The 18593-nt window shown below is 42.8% G+C and carries 14 protein-coding genes and 6 pseudogenes; 12 read left to right on the top strand and 8 right to left on the bottom strand.

Going from position 1 to position 18593, the window contains the following annotated elements; genetic code table 11:
- Window positions 1-40: 40 nt before the first annotated feature.
- The 3 genes and pseudogenes from TT11_RS15735 to TT11_RS15745 all read left to right on the top strand — a co-directional run bounded on the left by TT11_RS15735 (window position 41) and on the right by TT11_RS15745 (window position 2910).
- Window positions 41-610 (top strand): DUF421 domain-containing protein, encoded by a 570-nt coding sequence (locus TT11_RS15735; protein WP_261871097.1) that lies wholly within the window; start codon window positions 41-43, stop codon window positions 608-610.
- A gap of 449 nt (window positions 611-1059) precedes the next feature.
- Complete coding sequence (locus tag TT11_RS15740) at window positions 1060-1809, top strand: electron transfer flavoprotein subunit beta/FixA family protein (RefSeq protein ID WP_057758837.1); 750 nt, start codon at window positions 1060-1062, stop codon at window positions 1807-1809.
- 167 nt (window positions 1810-1976) lie between these two features.
- Window positions 1977-2910: pseudogene (locus TT11_RS15745) on the top strand (electron transfer flavoprotein subunit alpha/FixB family protein).
- 204 nt (window positions 2911-3114) lie between these two features.
- Here TT11_RS15745 and TT11_RS15750 read toward each other — a convergent pair.
- The gene (locus tag TT11_RS15750; protein WP_261871098.1) at window positions 3115-3909 is read right to left on the bottom strand and encodes an RNA methyltransferase; all 795 of its coding nucleotides are present in this window, start codon (window positions 3907-3909) and stop codon (window positions 3115-3117) included.
- A 105-nt stretch (window positions 3910-4014) separates the two neighbouring features.
- Window positions 4015-5000 (bottom strand): annotated as a pseudogene (locus TT11_RS15755) (class 1 fructose-bisphosphatase).
- A 389-nt stretch (window positions 5001-5389) separates the two neighbouring features.
- Here TT11_RS15755 and TT11_RS15760 point away from each other — a divergent pair.
- From TT11_RS15760 to TT11_RS15770, 3 genes and pseudogenes are all read left to right on the top strand, one after another.
- Window positions 5390-6465: pseudogene (locus TT11_RS15760) on the top strand (aspartate carbamoyltransferase catalytic subunit).
- Between the two features lie 175 nt (window positions 6466-6640).
- Window positions 6641-7734, top strand: a pseudogene (locus tag TT11_RS15765) (dihydroorotase).
- Window positions 7735-7789: 55 nt separating this feature from the next.
- The gene (locus tag TT11_RS15770) at window positions 7790-8275 is read left to right on the top strand and encodes a DUF2127 domain-containing protein (protein WP_179799561.1); all 486 of its coding nucleotides are present in this window, start codon (window positions 7790-7792) and stop codon (window positions 8273-8275) included.
- A 77-nt stretch (window positions 8276-8352) separates the two neighbouring features.
- On the opposite strand, the gene TT11_RS15775 is transcribed toward TT11_RS15770, so the two are convergent.
- The 5 genes from TT11_RS15775 to TT11_RS15795 form a co-directional block, all read right to left on the bottom strand.
- Window positions 8353-8781, bottom strand: coding sequence for a hypothetical protein (locus tag TT11_RS15775; protein ID WP_261871100.1), 429 nt, complete (start codon window positions 8779-8781; stop codon window positions 8353-8355).
- A 37-nt stretch (window positions 8782-8818) separates the two neighbouring features.
- Window positions 8819-9625: a sodium:proton antiporter gene (locus TT11_RS15780; RefSeq protein WP_261871101.1), complete on the bottom strand. Its 807-nt coding sequence runs from the start codon at window positions 9623-9625 to the stop codon at window positions 8819-8821.
- Window positions 9626-9779: 154 nt separating this feature from the next.
- Window positions 9780-10421 carry a DUF2254 family protein gene (locus TT11_RS15785; protein ID WP_370587882.1) on the bottom strand — a complete coding sequence of 214 codons (642 nt, stop codon included), beginning with the start codon at window positions 10419-10421 and terminating at the stop codon, window positions 9780-9782.
- Window positions 10373-11395, bottom strand: a complete 1023-nt coding sequence (locus TT11_RS15790) for a DUF2254 domain-containing protein (protein ID WP_261871102.1) — start codon at window positions 11393-11395, stop codon at window positions 10373-10375. The genes TT11_RS15785 and TT11_RS15790 overlap by 49 nt, the downstream gene beginning before the upstream one ends.
- On the bottom strand, window positions 11388-12971 hold the full coding sequence (locus TT11_RS15795) for a YihY/virulence factor BrkB family protein (RefSeq protein ID WP_238052271.1): 1584 nt from the start codon (window positions 12969-12971) through the stop codon (window positions 11388-11390). The genes TT11_RS15790 and TT11_RS15795 overlap by 8 nt, the downstream gene beginning before the upstream one ends.
- A 255-nt stretch (window positions 12972-13226) precedes the next feature.
- Between TT11_RS15795 and wrbA the strand changes: the two genes are divergently transcribed.
- From wrbA to TT11_RS17540, 3 genes are all read left to right on the top strand, one after another.
- Window positions 13227-13844 carry an NAD(P)H:quinone oxidoreductase gene (gene wrbA, locus TT11_RS15800; RefSeq protein ID WP_261871103.1) on the top strand — a complete coding sequence of 206 codons (618 nt, stop codon included), beginning with the start codon at window positions 13227-13229 and terminating at the stop codon, window positions 13842-13844.
- Between the two features lie 140 nt (window positions 13845-13984).
- Window positions 13985-14176 (top strand): hypothetical protein, encoded by a 192-nt coding sequence (locus tag TT11_RS17535; RefSeq protein ID WP_370587880.1) that lies wholly within the window; start codon window positions 13985-13987, stop codon window positions 14174-14176.
- Window positions 14158-14433 (top strand): hypothetical protein, encoded by a 276-nt coding sequence (locus TT11_RS17540; RefSeq protein ID WP_370587881.1) that lies wholly within the window; start codon window positions 14158-14160, stop codon window positions 14431-14433. Before TT11_RS17535 ends, TT11_RS17540 begins: the two co-directional genes overlap by 19 nt.
- Before the next feature lie 111 nt (window positions 14434-14544).
- On the opposite strand, the pseudogene TT11_RS15810 reads toward TT11_RS17540, so the two are convergent.
- Window positions 14545-15327: pseudogene (locus TT11_RS15810) on the bottom strand (DUF3108 domain-containing protein).
- 478 nt (window positions 15328-15805) lie between these two features.
- Between TT11_RS15810 and groES the strand changes: the two are divergent.
- The 3 genes and pseudogenes from groES to TT11_RS15825 all read left to right on the top strand — a co-directional run bounded on the left by groES (window position 15806) and on the right by TT11_RS15825 (window position 18590).
- Window positions 15806-16096, top strand: a complete 291-nt coding sequence (gene groES, locus TT11_RS15815; RefSeq protein WP_057758860.1) for a co-chaperone GroES — start codon at window positions 15806-15808, stop codon at window positions 16094-16096.
- Between the two features lie 123 nt (window positions 16097-16219).
- Window positions 16220-17870 (top strand): annotated as a pseudogene (groL, locus tag TT11_RS15820) (chaperonin GroEL).
- Window positions 17871-18257: 387 nt separating this feature from the next.
- Window positions 18258-18590, top strand: a complete 333-nt coding sequence (locus TT11_RS15825; RefSeq protein WP_261871104.1) for a hypothetical protein — start codon at window positions 18258-18260, stop codon at window positions 18588-18590.
- Window positions 18591-18593: the final 3 nt, after the last annotated feature.

Raw genomic sequence — 18593 nt, forward strand, 5'->3', positions numbered from 1 at the left:
AACAATAATTTAATAAAGATGTAATAGATAAGGTTATATTATGAAGTGGGAGAATTGGCTTTCAATTGACTGGCAACAGGTGCTCGGGATTTCTTTATCCGCTATAGGCTTTTATGTAGGGCTGATGTTGTTTACTCGATTGATGGGTTTACGCAGTTTTTCCAAGTTATCAAGCCATGATTTTGCAATGACCGTTGGTATTGGTAGTATATTAGCGTCGACAGTATTGTCAGATAAGCCATCTCTATTTCAAGGGTTATTCGCTGTTGCAGTATTATTCTTGATTCAGGGCGTTATCTCAGTCATCAGACGCAAAATAAAACCGTTAAAAGCTTTGATAGACAATCAAGCTATTATACTAATGGCTCATGGTGAATATTTAGAAGATAACTTAAAAGAGGCCAATCTTAGTACTAGCGATGTGCAGGAAGTGCTACGTAAAAATGGTATCAAAGCGAAAACAGAAGTGTTCGCAGTAATTATGGAGACGACAGGTGATATGAGTGTCATTAAGAATAATGACGTTGAACCTGACTGGTCTTTATTTGACGATATACGAGATAGCGAATTATTGCTTGGTACTAGTAAGAATGGTAATTCGCAGGTCTAGCTTGCCTAACTATTCTCATCCGTTAACTTTGAAGAGATAAATAATAACAAAATATTAAGTAAAGCTAAGGCTTAGAATGCTATAAAGGTACAAGTATTTTAAGTTACTGAACAATAAAAATCGTGAAATGATGTGCTTATAGACTATTTATTATAGAGTGTTGACAAATTTATGACGCATTATTCACGGCGTTGTCTTGACCTTATCTGCCTGCTGACGCAAGATACATAGGTCTGATAATAACGGTTGGCTTAGCTTTAGCAGATTTCATTAGTAAGAGATACAATGCTAATATGCTCTTAGATATTGGCTCATCTTTCTTAGTTAACAATATTCTGTTGATGTAGTAATAACCTTGAGCAGTATTTTGAACGACAATTTGAACCACAACGAACCTTTGGTTCTTAACTGACAATTTTTAACTCATAACATTAATAAACGAGGAACGTATGAAAGCATTAGTAGCGGTCAAGCGTGTCATTGATTATAACGTAAAAGTTCGTGTAAAAGCCGACAACTCTGGCGTTGACTTATCAAACACTAAAATGTCAATCAACCCTTTTGATGAAATCGCAGTAGAAGAAGCGGTTCGACTAAAAGAAGCTGGCGTCATTGATGAGATCATTGTTGCTTCAATCGGTCCAAAAGAGTCACAAGAGCAGATTCGTGCAGCTCTAGCGCTAGGTGCTGACCGTGGTGTATTAGTCGTAAGTGACGAAAAACCATATCCATTACAAGTTGCTAAGATTCTAAAAAGCATCGCTGAAGCTGAAAGCACTGACATCATCTTATTAGGTAAGCAAGCGATTGATGATGACAACAACCAAACTGGTCAAATGCTAGCAGCATTGATGGGTATCGGTCAGGGTACGTTTGCCTCAGAAGTGAAGGTTGAAGGCGACAAAGTAAACGTAACACGTGAAATCGATGGTGGCCTACAAACTGTTGCTCTTGATTTGCCAGCAGTCATCACGACTGATCTACGTTTGAATGAGCCACGTTATGCTAAATTGCCTAACATCATGAAAGCGAAGAAAAAGCCACTTGATGAGAAAACGCCAGCAGATTTCGGTGTTGATATGACATCTAAGCAAGAGATTATTAAAGTCGTGCCACCTGCTGACCGTAAAGCTGGTATTACAGTAGGGTCAGTTGATGAGTTGGTCGATAAGCTAAGAAACGAAGCAAAAGTCATTTAATGTTTTAATGATTGGATACTTCGCTACGGCATATCCTGTACAAGGTTAAGAATTTGAAGGCTATAAGTTTGACTGCTTTATTTCATATTACATGATAGTTGCTCAAATAGCTTTGTACACAAACAACCGCATGAATAGATAATACGAATATATAAAGGACTAAAACCATGGCAATTTTGGTATATGCAGAACATGACAATGCCAGTCTAAAAAAAGGCAACTTTAAACACGATCGCTGCTGCTAAACAAATGGGTGATGATATCCATGTATTGGTTGCTGGTAGTGGTAGCCAAGCTGTTGCTGATGAAGCGGCAAAAGCAGAAGGCGTGACTAAAGTACTATTGGCTGACAACGCTGCTTATGAGCATCAATTGGCAGGTAACGTGGCACTATTGGTTGCTGATATCGCTGGTGATTACAGCCATATCCTAGCGGCTGCGACCACGACTGGTAAAAACTTTATGCCACGCGTTGCTGCATTACTTGACGTCAGCATGTTGTCTGAAATCTCAGGTGTAGTAGATGCGCAAACGTTTGAGCGTCCTATCTACGCAGGTAATGCAACGGCGACAGTGAAAACGACAGAAGACAAAGTGGTACTAACCGTACGTACTACTGCGTTTGACCCAGTGGCAAGCGAAGGTGGTTCAGCTACTGTTGAAACTATCGATAACGTACAAGAAACTGGTAAAGCTAGCTTCGTTAACGAAGAAATGGCTAAGTCTGATCGTCCAGAATTGACGTCAGCTGGTATCGTTGTTTCTGGTGGTCGTGCATTGGCAAACGGTGAAAACTTCACCAAGTACATTGAGCCATTGGCTGACAAGCTAGGCGCTGCTGTTGGTGCATCACGTGCCGCTGTTGACGCAGGCTATGTACCAAATGATATGCAGGTCGGTCAAACGGGTAAAATCGTTGCACCGCAGCTATATATCGCAGCTGGTATCTCAGGCGCGATTCAGCATTTGGCTGGTATGAAAGATTCTAAAGTCATCGTTGCTATCAACAATGACCCAGAAGCACCTATTGCTAGCGTTGCTGATTACTTCTTAGAAGCTGATCTATTCGAAGCACTACCTGAACTTACTAGCAAGGTTTAATATATAGTCACAGAACTACTAAACGGCTACGGCGTTACTCTCCTTAGATGTACTACTTGTACAATCTGCAGTTGGCTGCCTTGTATTCGTTTTAGACTTCTTTGACTATATCAGTAGTAGACAGATGATAAAAAACCCACTATCAATTGGTAGTGGTTTTTTATGCTTAATAAATTAGGCTTTAATAACAGTTATAAATGCATGCTAAGAGTATTGTCTTTGGCGTAAGGTCTCATACAGACATAAAGACCCTGCAATCGCTACATTTAAGCTCTCTTGACCATTTGGCTGCGGTAAAGCGATAGGCGTGGCACATTGCATCAAATCGTCGCTAACGCCTTGGCCTTCGTGACCCATAATCCATGCCACAGGCGCAGATAAATCGTGCTCGTAAATGATAGTATCTGTATGTGAGCTAGTCGCCAAAAGCGGCACTTGTACGTGATCTAAAATATCTTGCGTACTCAAGCCCTCATAGATAGTCAGGGCAAACTGTGCACCCATACCTGCTCGTAGCGTTTTGGGAGACCACGCTTGAGCAGTCGCACTGGTACATAAGATATTGCGGATACCAACGGCTGCAGCTGTGCGTAGTAGCGTACCAACATTCCCACTATCCTGCACGTCGTTCAAGATTAAGCAGTCCTCATCGATCATCGATAGGCTAGGCGTTGGTACTTTGATTATCGCCATGATATCGATGCCAGTACCCAAGCTACGAATACTCTCATAAAGTGCGTCTGACAAAGTAAGAATAGGCGTATAAGTGGGCAGGCGAGTCAATACCTGCTGAACTTCAGGGTGGCTACGCGCTGACTCAGACAGTAGTATCTGGACGAAAGGATAGTCACTACGCAGCGCAGCATCTATCAAATGGACGCCTTCTATGACTGTCTGACCGTTCTTTTTACGCTGGCGTGCTTGGGACAACAGTGCTTTTACAAGCTTCACGGTTGTGTTCTTATCTGAGGTAATCAGCTCGGTGGGATTTAATACCATAGTGGATCGCTTAGAGAAGAGTAAAGGAGTCGTTTAGATAACCAGCAAAATATCTATTATTAATTTAGCGTTCTGCTGACTTTTCTTAACAGGTGCGTTAATCAATTATTTTTCAGAGTAATTGACGTGTAAGTCTTTCACATAATTGACTTCGTTTTTACTACCGAGTACTACAGGAACACGCTGATGAATATCAGTCGGTTCGATATCTAGGATACGGTTGACAGCGTCAGTCGCACCGCCACCTGCGCGTTCAATCAATAAGCTCATTGGGTTGGCTTCATACATCAAGCGTAGTTTGCCTGCTTTATGAGCGTATTTGGTATCAAACGGATAAGTGAACAGACCACCGCGGCATAAGATACGATGGACGTCACCAACCATGGCTGCTACCCAGCGCGTATTAAAATCGCGTCCACGTACGCCTGTTTCACCAGCGATAAGTTCATCAATGTACTGTTGCATCGGTGCACGCCAGTAGCGATAATTTGAGCTATTGATAGCATATTCGCTTGTATCGACATCGATTTGAACATTGTCTTCTATCAGCACATAGTTTTCAGTCTCTGGGTCTAAGCTAAACATCACGACCTTGTCTGCGATGGTTAATGCCAGTACCGTAGAGGTGCCATATAACAAGTACCCTGCTGCTAACTGTTTGTTACCTGCCTGTAGATAGTCGCTGTTTTCACTGGTTTGACCTTGACGCTCATACGGCAAAACAGAAAAAAATCGTACCTACTGCCATATTGATATCGATATTTGATGAGCCATCTAATGGGTCAAACAAAACTAATAGACTACCATCGTCATTAGCAGGGGTCGCGTCATCGAGCTCTTCTGAGGCAACACCAGCACAATGGGTATTTTTTTGCCAATGCATCTAGCAATAAGTCATTGGCCAGTACGTCTAGTTTTTTCTGATCTTCGCCTTGGACGTTTTGATTACCCGCTTCGCCCAAAATATCTGCCAGAGCGCCTTTTCTGAGCAACTGTGAAATCGTCTTACCGACATCAGTGACAGTGGTAATCACGTCGTTAAGTGCAGGGCTAGTGGCATGTTGGTTTAGATAGTCTGCTAAGGTCGTCATAAGGCTTCCTAATAAATGGTATGGAAAGTAAAAGAACGGATAGGTGTCAAAGTAAAGAAATGGGTGGCGTTTCGCACACCTGAAATAGGTAAATTCTTAAATAGCTAATACGGCATCTTTGTCCCGACCACAAAATCGGCTACACTATATCTATTGTTATTCATTTATAGTTTTGTCAGAATTATTCTCTATGAGAATACAGCATGTCTACTCACGCTTTCTGATTGTCTGCTGAGGCTATTTTTCGGTCGAATTTGATTACGGTAAATTGTAGCAAATAAGCGTCAAAATGTCCTTTGTATCTATGCCTATCAGTGATAAATGATCGAACAAAGATGAATAAGTGATTACTATAGACTCATATAAACCCACAATAAAGACTCGCCATTATGTCAAATCCTATCGATAGTAGCGCTACACAACCAGTCTCACCGACTGATTATGCAAAATTTGATCCCAGTACGATTCATCAAAGGCTCAATACCTCATTGAGTCGTCCGCAGCTCAACACCGATGGCAGTATTAGGCATTTCTTAGGTGTTGAAGGGCTTAATAAAGCACAGCTCAAAGCTATTATCGCAAAAGCAGAGACTTTTTTTGATGAAAACGGACAGCTAATCAATCGTCCTGAGTTAGACGGCTATACGGTCATGAATTTGTTTTTTGAACCATCGACGCGTACACGGACGACATTCGAGGTGGCAGAAAAACGCTTGGGTGCTAATGTACTCAATATCGATATCGAACGTTCTAGTACCAAAAAAAAGGTGAGAGTCTGCGCGATACATTGTGGAATTTACAGGCAATGACCGCGGATATCTTTGTAGTACGCCATTCAGCATCAGGTGCCGCGCATTTTATGGCGACAGAAGTGACGCCTGATATCGCTATCATTAATGGTGGTGATGGCTGGCATGCGCATCCTACTCAGGGAATGCTCGACATGTTGACTATTCACCGTGAAGCGCCGCGCCCATTTGAAGAGCTGTCTATCGCAATCGTTGGTGATATTAAGCACTCACGCGTGGCACGCTCTGATATCAGTGCATTGCAAACGCTAGGTGTGACAGACATTCGTGTTTGTGCGCCGCGCACTCTACTGCCAAAAGGTATTGAGCGTTTCGGTGTACAAGTATATGAAAACATGGACGAGTGTGTCACCGACTGTGATGTGATCATGGGATTAAGAATACAAAATGAGCGTATCGGTTCGCCGCTCTTGGCATCATCAAGTGAATACTATAAGCATTATGGGATCACACCAGAGCGGGTAGCTCTCGCTAAGCCTGATGCATTGGTGATGCATCCGGGGCCGATGAATCGCGGTGTTGAGATTGCCTCTAGTGTGGCTGATGGCGCACAATCCGTTATCCTAAAGCAGGTAAATAACGGCATTGCCATTCGCATGGCAGTCTTATCACTTGCGATGGAAGGTCAACGCGCTCATCAAACGGCTGGCAAGTAATAGGCTGCTGAGCGACTTATTCTCATTTATTTAATTTTATTGATACGGTAATAACGTTATGTCTACCATGCTTAATACGGATGCACCCATTCTTGACCATTTACCAAAAGCATTTAAAGATGCATTGCCGCAAACCACAACAGAAAAACTATCTACACTCGATTCTGACCGTGAGATGTGGTTATTACCACCACTAGTAGATCTATGCGCGCGCCTGCGCGAGCCAGGCCAGCAGCAACATGGTACGCTAAAATCAGAAGGCAGCGCTGCTCGTGGTAATGGCTTTTTGCATGTAGTCACACCTCCTGACACCAATCCTATTTTAGAAAATGGCTCACTTTTAAAAGGTTTACGTGAGCGTGCCTTGAGTGATGGCGGTATTTACTTGCATATTTTGGGTGCATTAACCACAGGGTTAGAGGGCGAACGACCGTCTAACATTGCAGGGCTTAAAAAGGGCGGCTGTATCGCAGTATCTAATGCGCGTAGACCTTTTCGCAATGACTTAGTATTGCTACGCACATTAGAATATGCAGCAACCTTTGGCATGAAGGTATTCTTTTATCCTGATGAGCCAAGTCTGTCTGGAGACGGTGTGGCACATGAGGCTATATTGCTTCTTATCATGGTTTGCAAGGGATTCCTTGGATTGCGGAAACTGTTGCACTGTCTACGCAGCTACTGATGGTTGAAGAGACCGGAATCGCTGCTCATTTTAGCCAGTTATCCTGTAAGTCTTCCATTGAGCTCATGCGCTGGGCAAAAGATAAAGGCTTGCCTGTTACGTGTGATGTTGCGATGCATCAGCTGTATTTAACTGATGACAATCTTGAAGGCTTTAATGCTCAGGCATATGTGTTACCACCACTGCGTAGTAACACGGACCAGCAGGCAATCCGCCGCGGATTAAAAGATGGCACTATCGATGCCATCTGTAGTCATCACGAGCCACTGAATAGTACCGCCAAAAAAGCACCGTTTGCTGAGAGTACGCCCGGTATCTCAAACTTCGATACGTTTATGGCGTTGGCTTGTCAGCTGGTAAATGACGATGTCTTAACACTCTCGCAATTAGTAGATAAAATCTGCCTGAATCCTGCAAAAATCGCAGGTATTAGCGAGCAGTATGAAGCTATCGGCGGTGCAGTATTAGTCGATCCTAACCTTGAGTGGCAAGTAACGGCACAATCTATGCTATCAAGTGGTAAAAACACGCCATTTTTCAATCAGCAGTTGCAAGGACGTGTTGTGGAGACATTCTTTGGCTAATTTGCCCCAACAGGATGACCGTCTGCCGCCATCCTTGAAGGATAAAGGGGTTACTATGAATGGTCAGCAAGAAAAATCGCTCAGTACGGCGAGCGAGTCTATCAAAGCGGTGGCCATTTATGAGGTAGTCAAAGGGGTTGGTGCGTTACTAGGAGCAGGGGCATTATGGTGGTGGCATACCAATCTTGAGCATTGGCTGACGACGGCAACGGTTACTTGGCAGCGCAGCTTCGGCCATATGCTTGCCCCGCAAATAGACAGTGCCGTACGTATTGCTCAGCAGGCAAGTAAAAACTGGCCGATGTTTTTATTATTGATATTTGCATATGCCAGTTTGCGCTTCCTCGAAGCTTACGGTTTATGGCACGACAAAACATGGGCGTATTGGTTTGGGGTATTAGGCTACGGGGTATTTATTCCTATAGAAATATACTATCTGATCGTTAGCCCATTTGACTGGTTTAAGCTTGGGATATTGGTTTCTAATCTGCTCATTATTATTGTGGTTTATCGCAATATGAAACGAAAGGGCTTGATATAACGTTTAAATTTAAGTTAAAAAATCCAGCATAAGACAAGTATCTGATGCTGGATTTTTGTGCCTGCTATATTTTTAGTCTATACGTCTACTGTTTTTTCATCCGTACGAATGCTTTTAGCGACTTTACCGACGCTTAGACCTTGTACCAAGATGGAGAATATCACCACTGCATAAGTGAGTGCCAATAGAATCTCTCGTTCGGCCCCGATTGGTAACTGTAATACTAGCGCGACTGAGATACCACCGCGTAAGCCGCCCCATGTCAGGACCTTCCACGCGCCCGTAGGTAAATCAAGCTGACGGTGAAAGGTTTTGGTCGTCATGCCTACCACGATAAATCGAGCAATCAGCGCAATCAAAATCGTCAAACCACTAGCAATAAATAAATTGCCTGAATAAGCAATCATCACCACTTCTAGACCGATGAGCACAAACAAAATGGCATTTAAAATCTCATCAATCAATTCCCAGAACAAATCAATATAGTGCCGTGTCTTATCACTCATGCTAGCTCGCGACCACGATTACCAACCATTAGACCCATCATGACCATGGCGAGTGGCCTGATAAATGCCAATGACTGGCCAGCGCGTAGCCACCAATGACACCTGCTAATGTCAATAGCACCTCTTCTTGATAGCTATCAATGCTTTTGAGCAAGTAGTACAAAATCGCACCAAGTACCAGTCCGAAAACAACGCCACCACCAGCTTCAACCGCTAATGTATGTGCGACATAGTTGGCAGTAGGAATATCGCCGCTAGATAAAATCCCTAGCAATAAAACGAAGATGACTACGCCGATCCCATCATTGAACAATGACTCGCCAGCGATGACAGTCTCGATACTCTTTGGAGCGCCTGCTGACGACAAAATACCCATCACAGCAATGGGATCGGTAGGGGAGATAAGCGCCCCAAATAACAGACACCAGAGAAACGGCAGGCCAAAACCGAAGAGCGGCAGCATAAAGTAAATTGCGGTCGCAATGAGCATCGCCGATATGATCGTACCAAGTCCAGCAAGGATGCCGATAGGTAACTTGTAGCGTCTTAAGTCACCAATATTGACGTGTAACGCGCCTGCGAATAGCAACATCGATAGCATACCGTCTAAGAGTACTTCGGTAAAATCAAGCTGCTCCAATAAACTGACTTCGTAATCGATTAGCTGATCAAACCCTAAAAAGCCCAAAAATATCGCACCGATTGACAGTAAAATAGAGATGACCATGACACCGATAGTGGTCGGCAGACCAATAAAACGGTGGTTAATATAAGTTAGTGAAGCAGTAATCGACAAAAATATGGCGCTGATTTCTAGGATGGTGAGGCTGGTTGCAGATGCCATAAAAAGTAGGTCTCATATGAATATAAAAAGTATCTAAAGCGCAGGGCTTATAGGGACGTTATAAGTGTTGCTAGCTATAGGTATTGTGATTATAAGTAATGTGTTTATAAAGGCTAATATTGCCATCTATTTAAACAGTTAACTGGTCATATCATTAACTAGACTGTGTCTGTAACGCTTGACGAATATTAGCTTCAAACTCACTGACATAATTAAAATGCTTGTGCTGCGCATCGTTATCAAGGATGAATTGCTTGGCTTGTTCGCACATAGCGACCAAATCATCGACCAGCTCTTGGTAATTTAAATTCTCTTCACCAGCTCGCTGAATTAGATGCAATTCATGTAATAGCGTTTGCTGCTGTGCACTGTTTACCCGTGCATAGTTCAGATTGACCATTGCCTGACATAATGCTTTTAAGACCATTAGGTCAGCAGCTGCATAACGACGTATCTCACCAAGTGATACATTGATAAAATCAGAAATCTTTGGGATATGAGTGACTAGTGCCAATATGGCCAGTCGCTTCTGTTTGATAGTGGTTTCAGAGCTATCGTTAGTATCTGACTGCGGTATGTGAAAATGATAAGGGCTCGGTGGCTGACGACGCATCATAATGCTTAGACAGCTGGTTAGAGACTGGACGCAATTGACCGCAGTCTTTGGATCGTTGATACCAGGGGATAATGCCCGTACAGCAATCTCTGTCATCTGACCTAAGCTATAGGCAATGTCGTTAGAGTGCGCTAATCGTTGCTCAAGTCGTAGGCAACCTGCAAGACGTTGCCAAAACAGTCCATCAGGGCTCTCGGTATCACTGCCAGATGCGGTGTTGCTGTCTTCTGTTGGTTATTTGGATGAGATGCAGGCCGCTGATAAAAGTAACCAATGACGTTTTTGTCAGTGACGTAATTACCGAGGTTGACATGCATTTGTACCACGCCACCATAATCTTGTGACAGCGCAATCAGTGACTCAAGATAAATCTGCTGTAGATAACCTGAATTTGGTGAATAAATTGGCATAGCAGGCCAGTTCTGGAACTGCTCGATATCATGGTGCTCAGCATCGCGTTGATGTTGAATATCACATCGATCGTTATACCAATAGTAAATGTTTGCAATTGCATCGTTGCTAGCATTTTGAATGACGTGTGACGCTTGAATGGCATGCACCATATGCTGTACAAAATAAACTAAGAGCAGCGCACAGATAATCGCCATGATAATAGCAAAGGTCACTGCCAATTGCGGCACACCAAAAGCTACGTCAGACTTATGGATAGACTTCAATACCAGTAAGCTATAGCTAAATGTACCGATAAAAGCGCCAAGGACAAACTGATTTGGAGTGTCGGTCAAAAAGTTACGTAGCAGTCTTGGACCAAACTGTGAAGATGCCATTGACAGGACGGCGATTGTAATCGAAAACGTCGTACCTGCCACGCCCAGTACCGCACCAGCGATAGCAGTCATAATCGCGCGCGCCGCCTCGTCATCACCAGTAAAGGCGAAGGAGATCTCTTTTACCGTTTCACGATCAAAATGCTGATCAATCGCGACTAGCAAAGGAGCAAGCAAAATACCCACGATGACACAAGCGGTTGGAATAAACCAATAAGAGCCAATCAGCCACTGCCACAAATTATTTAAGCGATCAGGCAAGTCGGTCAGCGTTTGTATCGACCATAACTTAGTGAACTGTTTAAGCCTGTTTTGACCTGCATTGATCGTACGTGTCCAGACACTGTCTCCATCATTTTTATTCACTGTGATGAGCCTTAGGGTTATCTGCTTCTGTAATAATAGCGTTCTTGTGCACACGTCTGGTCATATCTGTCTCAGTATGACTCTCACTAGTCCCTAAAGGTATGATGGCTTCATTGTCGTGATCGTCATATTCAATATCACTGTCTTTGTCATAAGCCATAGGCTCTAGGTGCGGTGATGCTTCTAGATGTGGATCATTACCGTTGTAAGCACTCTCACCATGTCTATTTAGATTTTCATGTCGTTGTACGTTTTTAGTTGCGGCAGAGGTTTTTCTAAATAGTTTACGGTCATCGCCATGCTTGCTAGTAGACTGTTTACGCGGTTCGCTATTAGCAAAAATAGCATTTAGCGGCAGATGCAGTTGCCGTTTGGCATATGCTTCGGTGTTTTCAAAGCGTTTTACCAATAAACTTAGCCAAGGTTTTTGACCTTCCAATTTCATCTCATCCAACTCGTCCTTGATAGGAAGTGGATAGGGCAAGGTACGATAAAAGTCCCATAACGTCATCCTACTCAGGTCTCTTTTGAGCACATAGTCATCATCATCTGTCATGGTAATCAGATTGCTGTCTTGTAGGTAGTTGATATAGGTATACCATTTTGGCAGCTCTTTGCGACCTAAGACATTGCGCAGCGCTTGTTCGCTAACGGCTTCACCTTTTAAGTGGTGGGTATAGACCAAGTTCAACATATCTAGCAAGCTGAGTAACGGGTGACGAGGGTAGACTTCTTCTGTCTCAAAAATGGTCAAGGTATAACTGATTTCAACGCCTAATAAAATCAAATTCCACGACAGATAAATCCATAGTAGAAAGATAGGTAAGGCAGCAAAGGCACCGTAAATCGCTTCGTAGCTGGTAAAGTTAGCCATCACTGTACCAAACAGATGCTTCATTAATTCAAAGACAATAGCCACAAACACGCCAGCGATGGCTGCGTTCTTTGTTGGTACGCGCGCCTTTGGAATAAACCAGTACATACCGATAAAGCCCGCCATCGTAATACCAATCGATGCCATTTGTACCCAAAAGCTCCAGTCGATACCGTAGCCTGCAATTTGACGATTAAGAAAGCTCAGACTCTGTACAGTACTTGAAGCGATAAAAGCGGTACCCAACACCAGCGGTCCTAGGGTAACAATGGTCCAATAACGCAGCATGCTTTTGATGCCACCAGAGCGGTCTTCTACTCGCCAAATCTGATTAAACGCGCGCTCGATAGTGGTCAAGGTCATGATAGTCGTAAAGAATAAAATCATTGCACCGATAATGGTTAAGTTGGATGACTTTTCGGCAAAGCTATTAATGTACTCACTAACTTGCATGCTCGATTGCGGCAATAGATTGCTATAAATGACGTCATAAATCTGAGCTCTAACCGATGCGAGTGCTGGTACAGATGACAAAATCATCAGTAATACCGTTAATACTGGTACGATCGACAGCATAGTGGTGTATGTCAGCGAAGCCGCCTTTTGCTGGCAATTATCTTCAAAAAAATGCCGAGTCAAAAACCGTAAAAACTGAAACCAGCGCTGCTGTAAAAACGGGAGTTTTTGAGATAATTTTTCCATGTCGACCATTAAGCAAAAGTAAGAGTGACAATAGTGTAACAAAGATGAACGGTTATCATCTGCGGTTTAATTGTGTCAAAATGCACCGCGTAGCACATCAGATACAATATAAGTTAGGTTATCAATCATAGGTATTTGCATGACAGTGAATGACTCGGGCATAATGTGCACATATTCTACAATGCCAGTTAGTCATATATTTCGCCGCATTTTTGGTGGCTAGTATGTTAACGATTTTATAAGGAAGCTTTGCTAATGAGTCAGACCGACCCTTATGTTCTGGTGCTTTATTATTCTAATTACGGTACGACTAAGACATTAGCATATGCTATCGCTCAAGGTATTGAGGATGCTGGCATGACCGCGCGTATCCGTACGGTACCGACAGTGGCACCTGAAACCACGTCAAGCAAGCCTGCGATACCTGATGAAGGTGAGTTGTACTGTACGATGGACGATCTCAAGGACTGTAGCGGTCTTGCGCTTGGTAGCCCAACGCACTTTGGTAATATGGCCGCACCCATGAAGTATTTTTGGGACAATACCGTGACCTTATGGCTGGCAGGGAACCTACAAAACAAGCCTGCATCGGTGTTTACGGCGACAGGCTCTATGCATGGCGGCCAAGAAACGACATTGTTGACGATGATGTTGCCGTTGATGCATCACGGTATGGTCATCGTAGGTGTGCCCTATGCAGAGCCAGCATTGAACCGTACTCATCGCGGCGGTACACCTTATGGTGCCAGCCATGTCAGCGGAGCATCACATGATCAGCCAATATCTGCTGACGAACGAGATTTAGGTATTGCGCAGGGTCGCCGTTTAGCGATTACGGCGGCTGCATTAGCACAGGCTAATTGGAACCGATAAGTAACTTTTATAAACCTGCTGTCTATAAGCGTCTGAGTCTCAAAATCTATGGTTGAATGCTTATAACCAAGTGGTTATAACAAAGAGCCAACTATCTATATTCAGCAGTATATTATTCATTTAGGAAATCAAAATATCTAATGGCCACAACCCGCTCTAATACAAAGCCTCTTAAAACGGTTAAGCCTATCGCACCTATTGCACAGCGCTTAAAGGTTACGTGGTTAATTTGGCTCGTTTATAGACTGCTCGGATTGCCTATCTTTATTAGTATCTTTAATCCTAGTAGCCCTGATATTGTTGGCGGTATTGCTTGGCAGGCATTGTGCTAGTGCCAGCATTGATTTTGACGCCATGGATATTGCGCGGTCGTTCACCCTATGCATTGTTGATAAGCAGTATGTTTACCTTGGTATATTTGGGTGCGAGTGGCGTGGTGCTGTTTACTCGTATATATGGCAGTAGCTGGGCTGAAATCGCCGTGTATTTAACGGATTTCTTACTATTGCTTGCTATCAATGTTTGGCTATTTATTTTGCTTAAACGTTTGCCTTCGATGAACAACGTTGTGAAGAAACCTCGCCAATAATTGAAGTTATCTGAAGCCTAATAAATTATATCCATTAATCTAAAGCCATAAAAAAAGCGGCGCCCCGTCTGGAGCACCGCTTTTTTGTTTATAACTTTCAAGATAAGTAGATTAGTTAATCTTGGTCAATTCTAAATCCATTTTCTTGCCATCGTTAATTTGGCTAACTTTAACGGGCATATAGTCCAAGCTTGGGGCTAACCAAAAGCTGGTAGAACGGCTATCGTCATCGTGGACGCGGTCAACACGTACCGTATCAAAGGTACCCGCTGGTACGGTAATCTTAGTACTGCCTGATTTTTTAAATGGCGTCTTCTCGATTTTGTCTTTTTTTCGCCATGTAGTAGTTACCAGAGAATTTACCGTTTAATAAATCCTGACGAATCTGTACCTCAAGGCTCAAGTCATCAAAGGCTTGTTGCGACATATTCATAGTCGTCGACTTGCCTTTATAGTTACTAGTAACTTTTTTTTGCTGCTTGGGTTAAAGTCTAGTTTGTGTGTGCGACCCATGCCAAGTAGTTTGTACGTAGTGCTTGCCTGCGTCGGATTGACATTGTTACCATTAATCGTAAAAGTACTGTTTTGCGAAGCACTCGCCACACCAGCGACGCGAGCCTTAACGTTATATTTCCACGTATTACCAGATTTGCTTAGCGTACGAGTTGCTGTGCCTTTGTATTTGTCCTCAACAGTAAAACTATAATCGGCAGTTGATGGTTGGACGGTTTTTGCGCTGGCAAGGGTAGGTGCGGTCATACTCAAAGCTCCAACGGTAGAGATACTGATGCCTGTTACCAAGGCAGATAAAAATTTAGATGGACTGCGTTTTGCGTTATTAGCATTATCAACATTGTCGCTTGATGACTTTTTGTGCATTGATGAAAAACTCATAGATACCCCTTCAGTAATTTATTGCCGATATAGCAACTTTTATCGTTCGTTCTTATTATGTTTACCAGACCTATAATGGTCATACGCTGTTACATTTTCAAGCGTGGTGTCATACCGCTTCGTGTAGAGCTTGTAGCAAATGTTTCTATAGTTCATTTGGCATTGGTCAAAATATAAATTCAGCTCGCTAATATTTCTAAATATTCCTACTTCTTGTTCCTTATTTGAATAGCATATCGGCTTTACTAAACCTCATTCATTTATATGAAACGTTGATTGATAAGTTTTTGCAAAATAATCTTGTAAATTTTTGGGCTTTACACTTGAACCGAACTCACCTTGCCCCCACTTTTTGTTACAAGCTCAAGGCTTATCTATAAAGCGTTGTTTTTGGCAGTGTTCCCTATAGATACTGGTATTGAGACCATTAATTCAAATAAACCCTTAATTTTATTAACCAACTTTTGGAGTCATATCGATGAACATTCGTCCTTTACATGACCGTATTGTCGTCCGCCGCATAGAAGAAGAAACAAAGACAGCTGGTGGTATCTTGCTTCCTGGTTCAGCACAAGAGAAACCTTCACAAGGTGAAGTGCTTGCAGTTGGTAATGGTCAAGTTCGTGACAACGGTGAAACTCGTGCGTTAGATGTAAAAGCTGGCGACAAAGTTTTGTTCGGTCAATATGCTGGTCAAACCGTAAAGGTTGACGGTGAAGAACTATTGATTATGAAAGAGTCTGATGTATTGGGTGTGCTAGAAGGCTAGTCCTTTTGAGTATTATTTTATACTCAGCACATTTTGATAGCAGTTTCTAATAATCGCTTTTGATAAGCAACTATCAAATCAATCAATTGTATTCTCATACTTATAATAGTGGAGTAATTTAACATGGCAAAAGACGTAAAATTCGGCATTGATGCCCGTAAACAAATGATGGACGGCGTAAACGTTCTAGCAAACGCAGTACGTGTAACACTAGGCCCTAAAGGTCGTAACGTTGTTATCGACAAATCATTTGGCGCACCTACCATCACTAAAGATGGTGTATCCGTTGCCAAAGAAATCGAGCTAGAAAACAAATTTGAAAACATGGGTGCACAGCTGGTACGTGAAGTCGCTAGTCGCACTAATGATGTCGCTGGTGATGGTACAACCACTGCGACTGTATTGGCTCAGTCAATCCTACAAGAAGGTATGAAGTCAGTTGCTGCTGGCATGAATCCAATGGATCTTAAGCGCGGTATCGACAAAGCGGTACGTGAAGCGGTTAAAGAAATTCATAAACTATCAACGCCAGCTGACGATCACAAAGCAATCGCTCAAGTTGGTTCTATCTCTGCAAACTCAGACACCAAAATCGGTGAGCTGATCTCGCAAGCGATGGAAAAAGTAGGCAAGCAAGGCGTTATCACTGTTGAAGAAGGTTCAAGCTTCGAAGATACCCTAGAAGTTGTAGAAGGTATGCAGTTTGACCGTGGTTATATCAGCCCATACTTCGCTAACAAGCAAGACAGCCTAACTGCTGAATTTGAAAACCCATATATCTTGCTAGTTGACAAAAAAAATCAGCAACATCCGTGAGATCGTGCCATTACTTGAGCAAGTAATGCAGCAGAGCAAGCCGTTGCTAATCATCGCTGAAGATGTAGAAAACGAAGCGCTAGCAACACTAGTTGTGAACAACATGCGTGGTGGCTTGAAAACTTGTGCCGTTAAAGCACCAGGTTTCGGCGATCGTCGTAAAGCAATGCTAGAAGACATCGCAACGCTAACTGGCGGTACTGTAATCTCTGAAGAGATTGGCCTAAGCTTAGAGACTGCTACTCTAGAGCAACTTGGTACTGCTAAGAAAGTGACTGTCGGTAAAGAAAACACCGTTATCGTTGATGGCGCTGGTAACAAAGCTGACATCGAAAACCGTGTTGAGTCTATCAACCGTCAAATCGAAGAGTCTACTTCTGACTATGACAAAGAAAAGCTACAAGAGCGTGTTGCTAAACTAGCAGGCGGCGTAGCAGTGATCAAAGTCGGCGCAGCAACCGAAACTGAAATGAAAGAGAAGAAAGACCGTGTTGACGATGCGCTACATGCAACTCGTGCAGCGGTTGAAGAAGGCGTTGTACCTGGCGGCGGTGTTGCCTTAGTTCGTGCGATGAATGCATTGTCTGAACTACGCGGTGACAACGATGATCAAAACGCTGGTATGAACATCCTACGTCGCGCGATGGAAGCACCACTACGTCAAATCGTAACCAACGCTGGCGAAGAAGCTTCAGTTGTGGTCAACGAAGTGAAGAGTGGCAGTGGTAACTACGGTTACAACGCAGCGACTGGCGAATATGGTGATATGCTAGAGATGGGTATCCTTGATCCAGCTAAGGTTGCTCGTTCAGCACTAGAAAACGCTGCATCTGTTGCAGGCCTAATGCTAACGACTGAAGTTATGATCACTGATTTACCGCAAGGTGATGACGGTATGGCTGCTATGGGCGGCGGTGCTGGAATGGGCGGTATGGGTGGAATGGGCGGCATGATGTAATTTATGCCTCGACTAAATTTGTACGATGTTGTTAACCTCGCTCGATGTACTATCAGTACAATCTTCACTTGGTTGCCTAGTCGTACGGCTTTAGTCAACTCATAAATCGCTTTTCGCTAGAAGTATGATTTTGTCATAAAATCTATTTGACTATTAAAAGCTCTGTTATCGAAAGATAGCAGGGCTTTTTTGTGTCTAGTCTAATAGGGTAGTGGATTCATATAGAAAAACCCTTATAGGCTGAGCTTATCGTGATTTTTCAGGGTTGAAAGATAAATATTGATCATTGGTTTGAAACTCTTAAAATTAACAGCCATAATATAGAAACAAAACAGTTGTTAAACTTACACATAAGATTGTAATCTTATTTATATTTTTGGAAAGTTAATGAAGAAAGTATTATTCACCGCTCTTGTTTCGCTTAGTGTCATGTTCGTTCCATACAGTTCTAGTATTGCTCAAAGTAGTAAAATGAACGATCTCGCGAGTATTGATCAGATGTATAGCTCTAAGTTAGTTGGTACTTGGAACTGCAATCCTGTCGAAATGGAAGTTGAAGATGCAACTGTTACTATGAAAGGAAAAGCTTCGTATTTCACTAATAAACGAAGTAATACATTTGGTACGATGATAATAGATTATCCTAAAGAAAAAATTACGCTTGAATACGATTATTTCGGTACAGGCACTTGGGAGATAAACAATAAAAAAATTAGTTGAAAT

Source organism: Psychrobacter sp. JCM 18901 (assembly GCF_000586435.1).
Lineage (GTDB): Bacteria > Pseudomonadota > Gammaproteobacteria > Pseudomonadales > Moraxellaceae > Psychrobacter.

Coding starts and splice junctions, on each gene's coding strand:
- TT11_RS15735 (WP_261871097.1), top strand. CDS start 41: ATGAAGTGGGAGAATTGGCTTTCAATTGACTGGCAACAGGTGCTCGGG.
- TT11_RS15740 (WP_057758837.1), top strand. CDS start 1,060: ATGAAAGCATTAGTAGCGGTCAAGCGTGTCATTGATTATAACGTAAAA.
- TT11_RS15750 (WP_261871098.1), bottom strand. CDS start 3,909: ATGGTATTAAATCCCACCGAGCTGATTACCTCAGATAAGAACACAACC.
- TT11_RS15770 (WP_179799561.1), top strand. CDS start 7,790: ATGAATGGTCAGCAAGAAAAATCGCTCAGTACGGCGAGCGAGTCTATC.
- TT11_RS15775 (WP_261871100.1), bottom strand. CDS start 8,781: ATGAGTGATAAGACACGGCACTATATTGATTTGTTCTGGGAATTGATT.
- TT11_RS15780 (WP_261871101.1), bottom strand. CDS start 9,625: ATGGCATCTGCAACCAGCCTCACCATCCTAGAAATCAGCGCCATATTT.
- TT11_RS15795 (WP_238052271.1), bottom strand. CDS start 12,971: ATGGAAAAATTATCTCAAAAACTCCCGTTTTTACAGCAGCGCTGGTTT.
- wrbA (WP_261871103.1), top strand. CDS start 13,227: ATGAGTCAGACCGACCCTTATGTTCTGGTGCTTTATTATTCTAATTAC.
- TT11_RS17535 (WP_370587880.1), top strand. CDS start 13,985: ATGGCCACAACCCGCTCTAATACAAAGCCTCTTAAAACGGTTAAGCCT.
- groES (WP_057758860.1), top strand. CDS start 15,806: ATGAACATTCGTCCTTTACATGACCGTATTGTCGTCCGCCGCATAGAA.
- TT11_RS15825 (WP_261871104.1), top strand. CDS start 18,258: ATGAAGAAAGTATTATTCACCGCTCTTGTTTCGCTTAGTGTCATGTTC.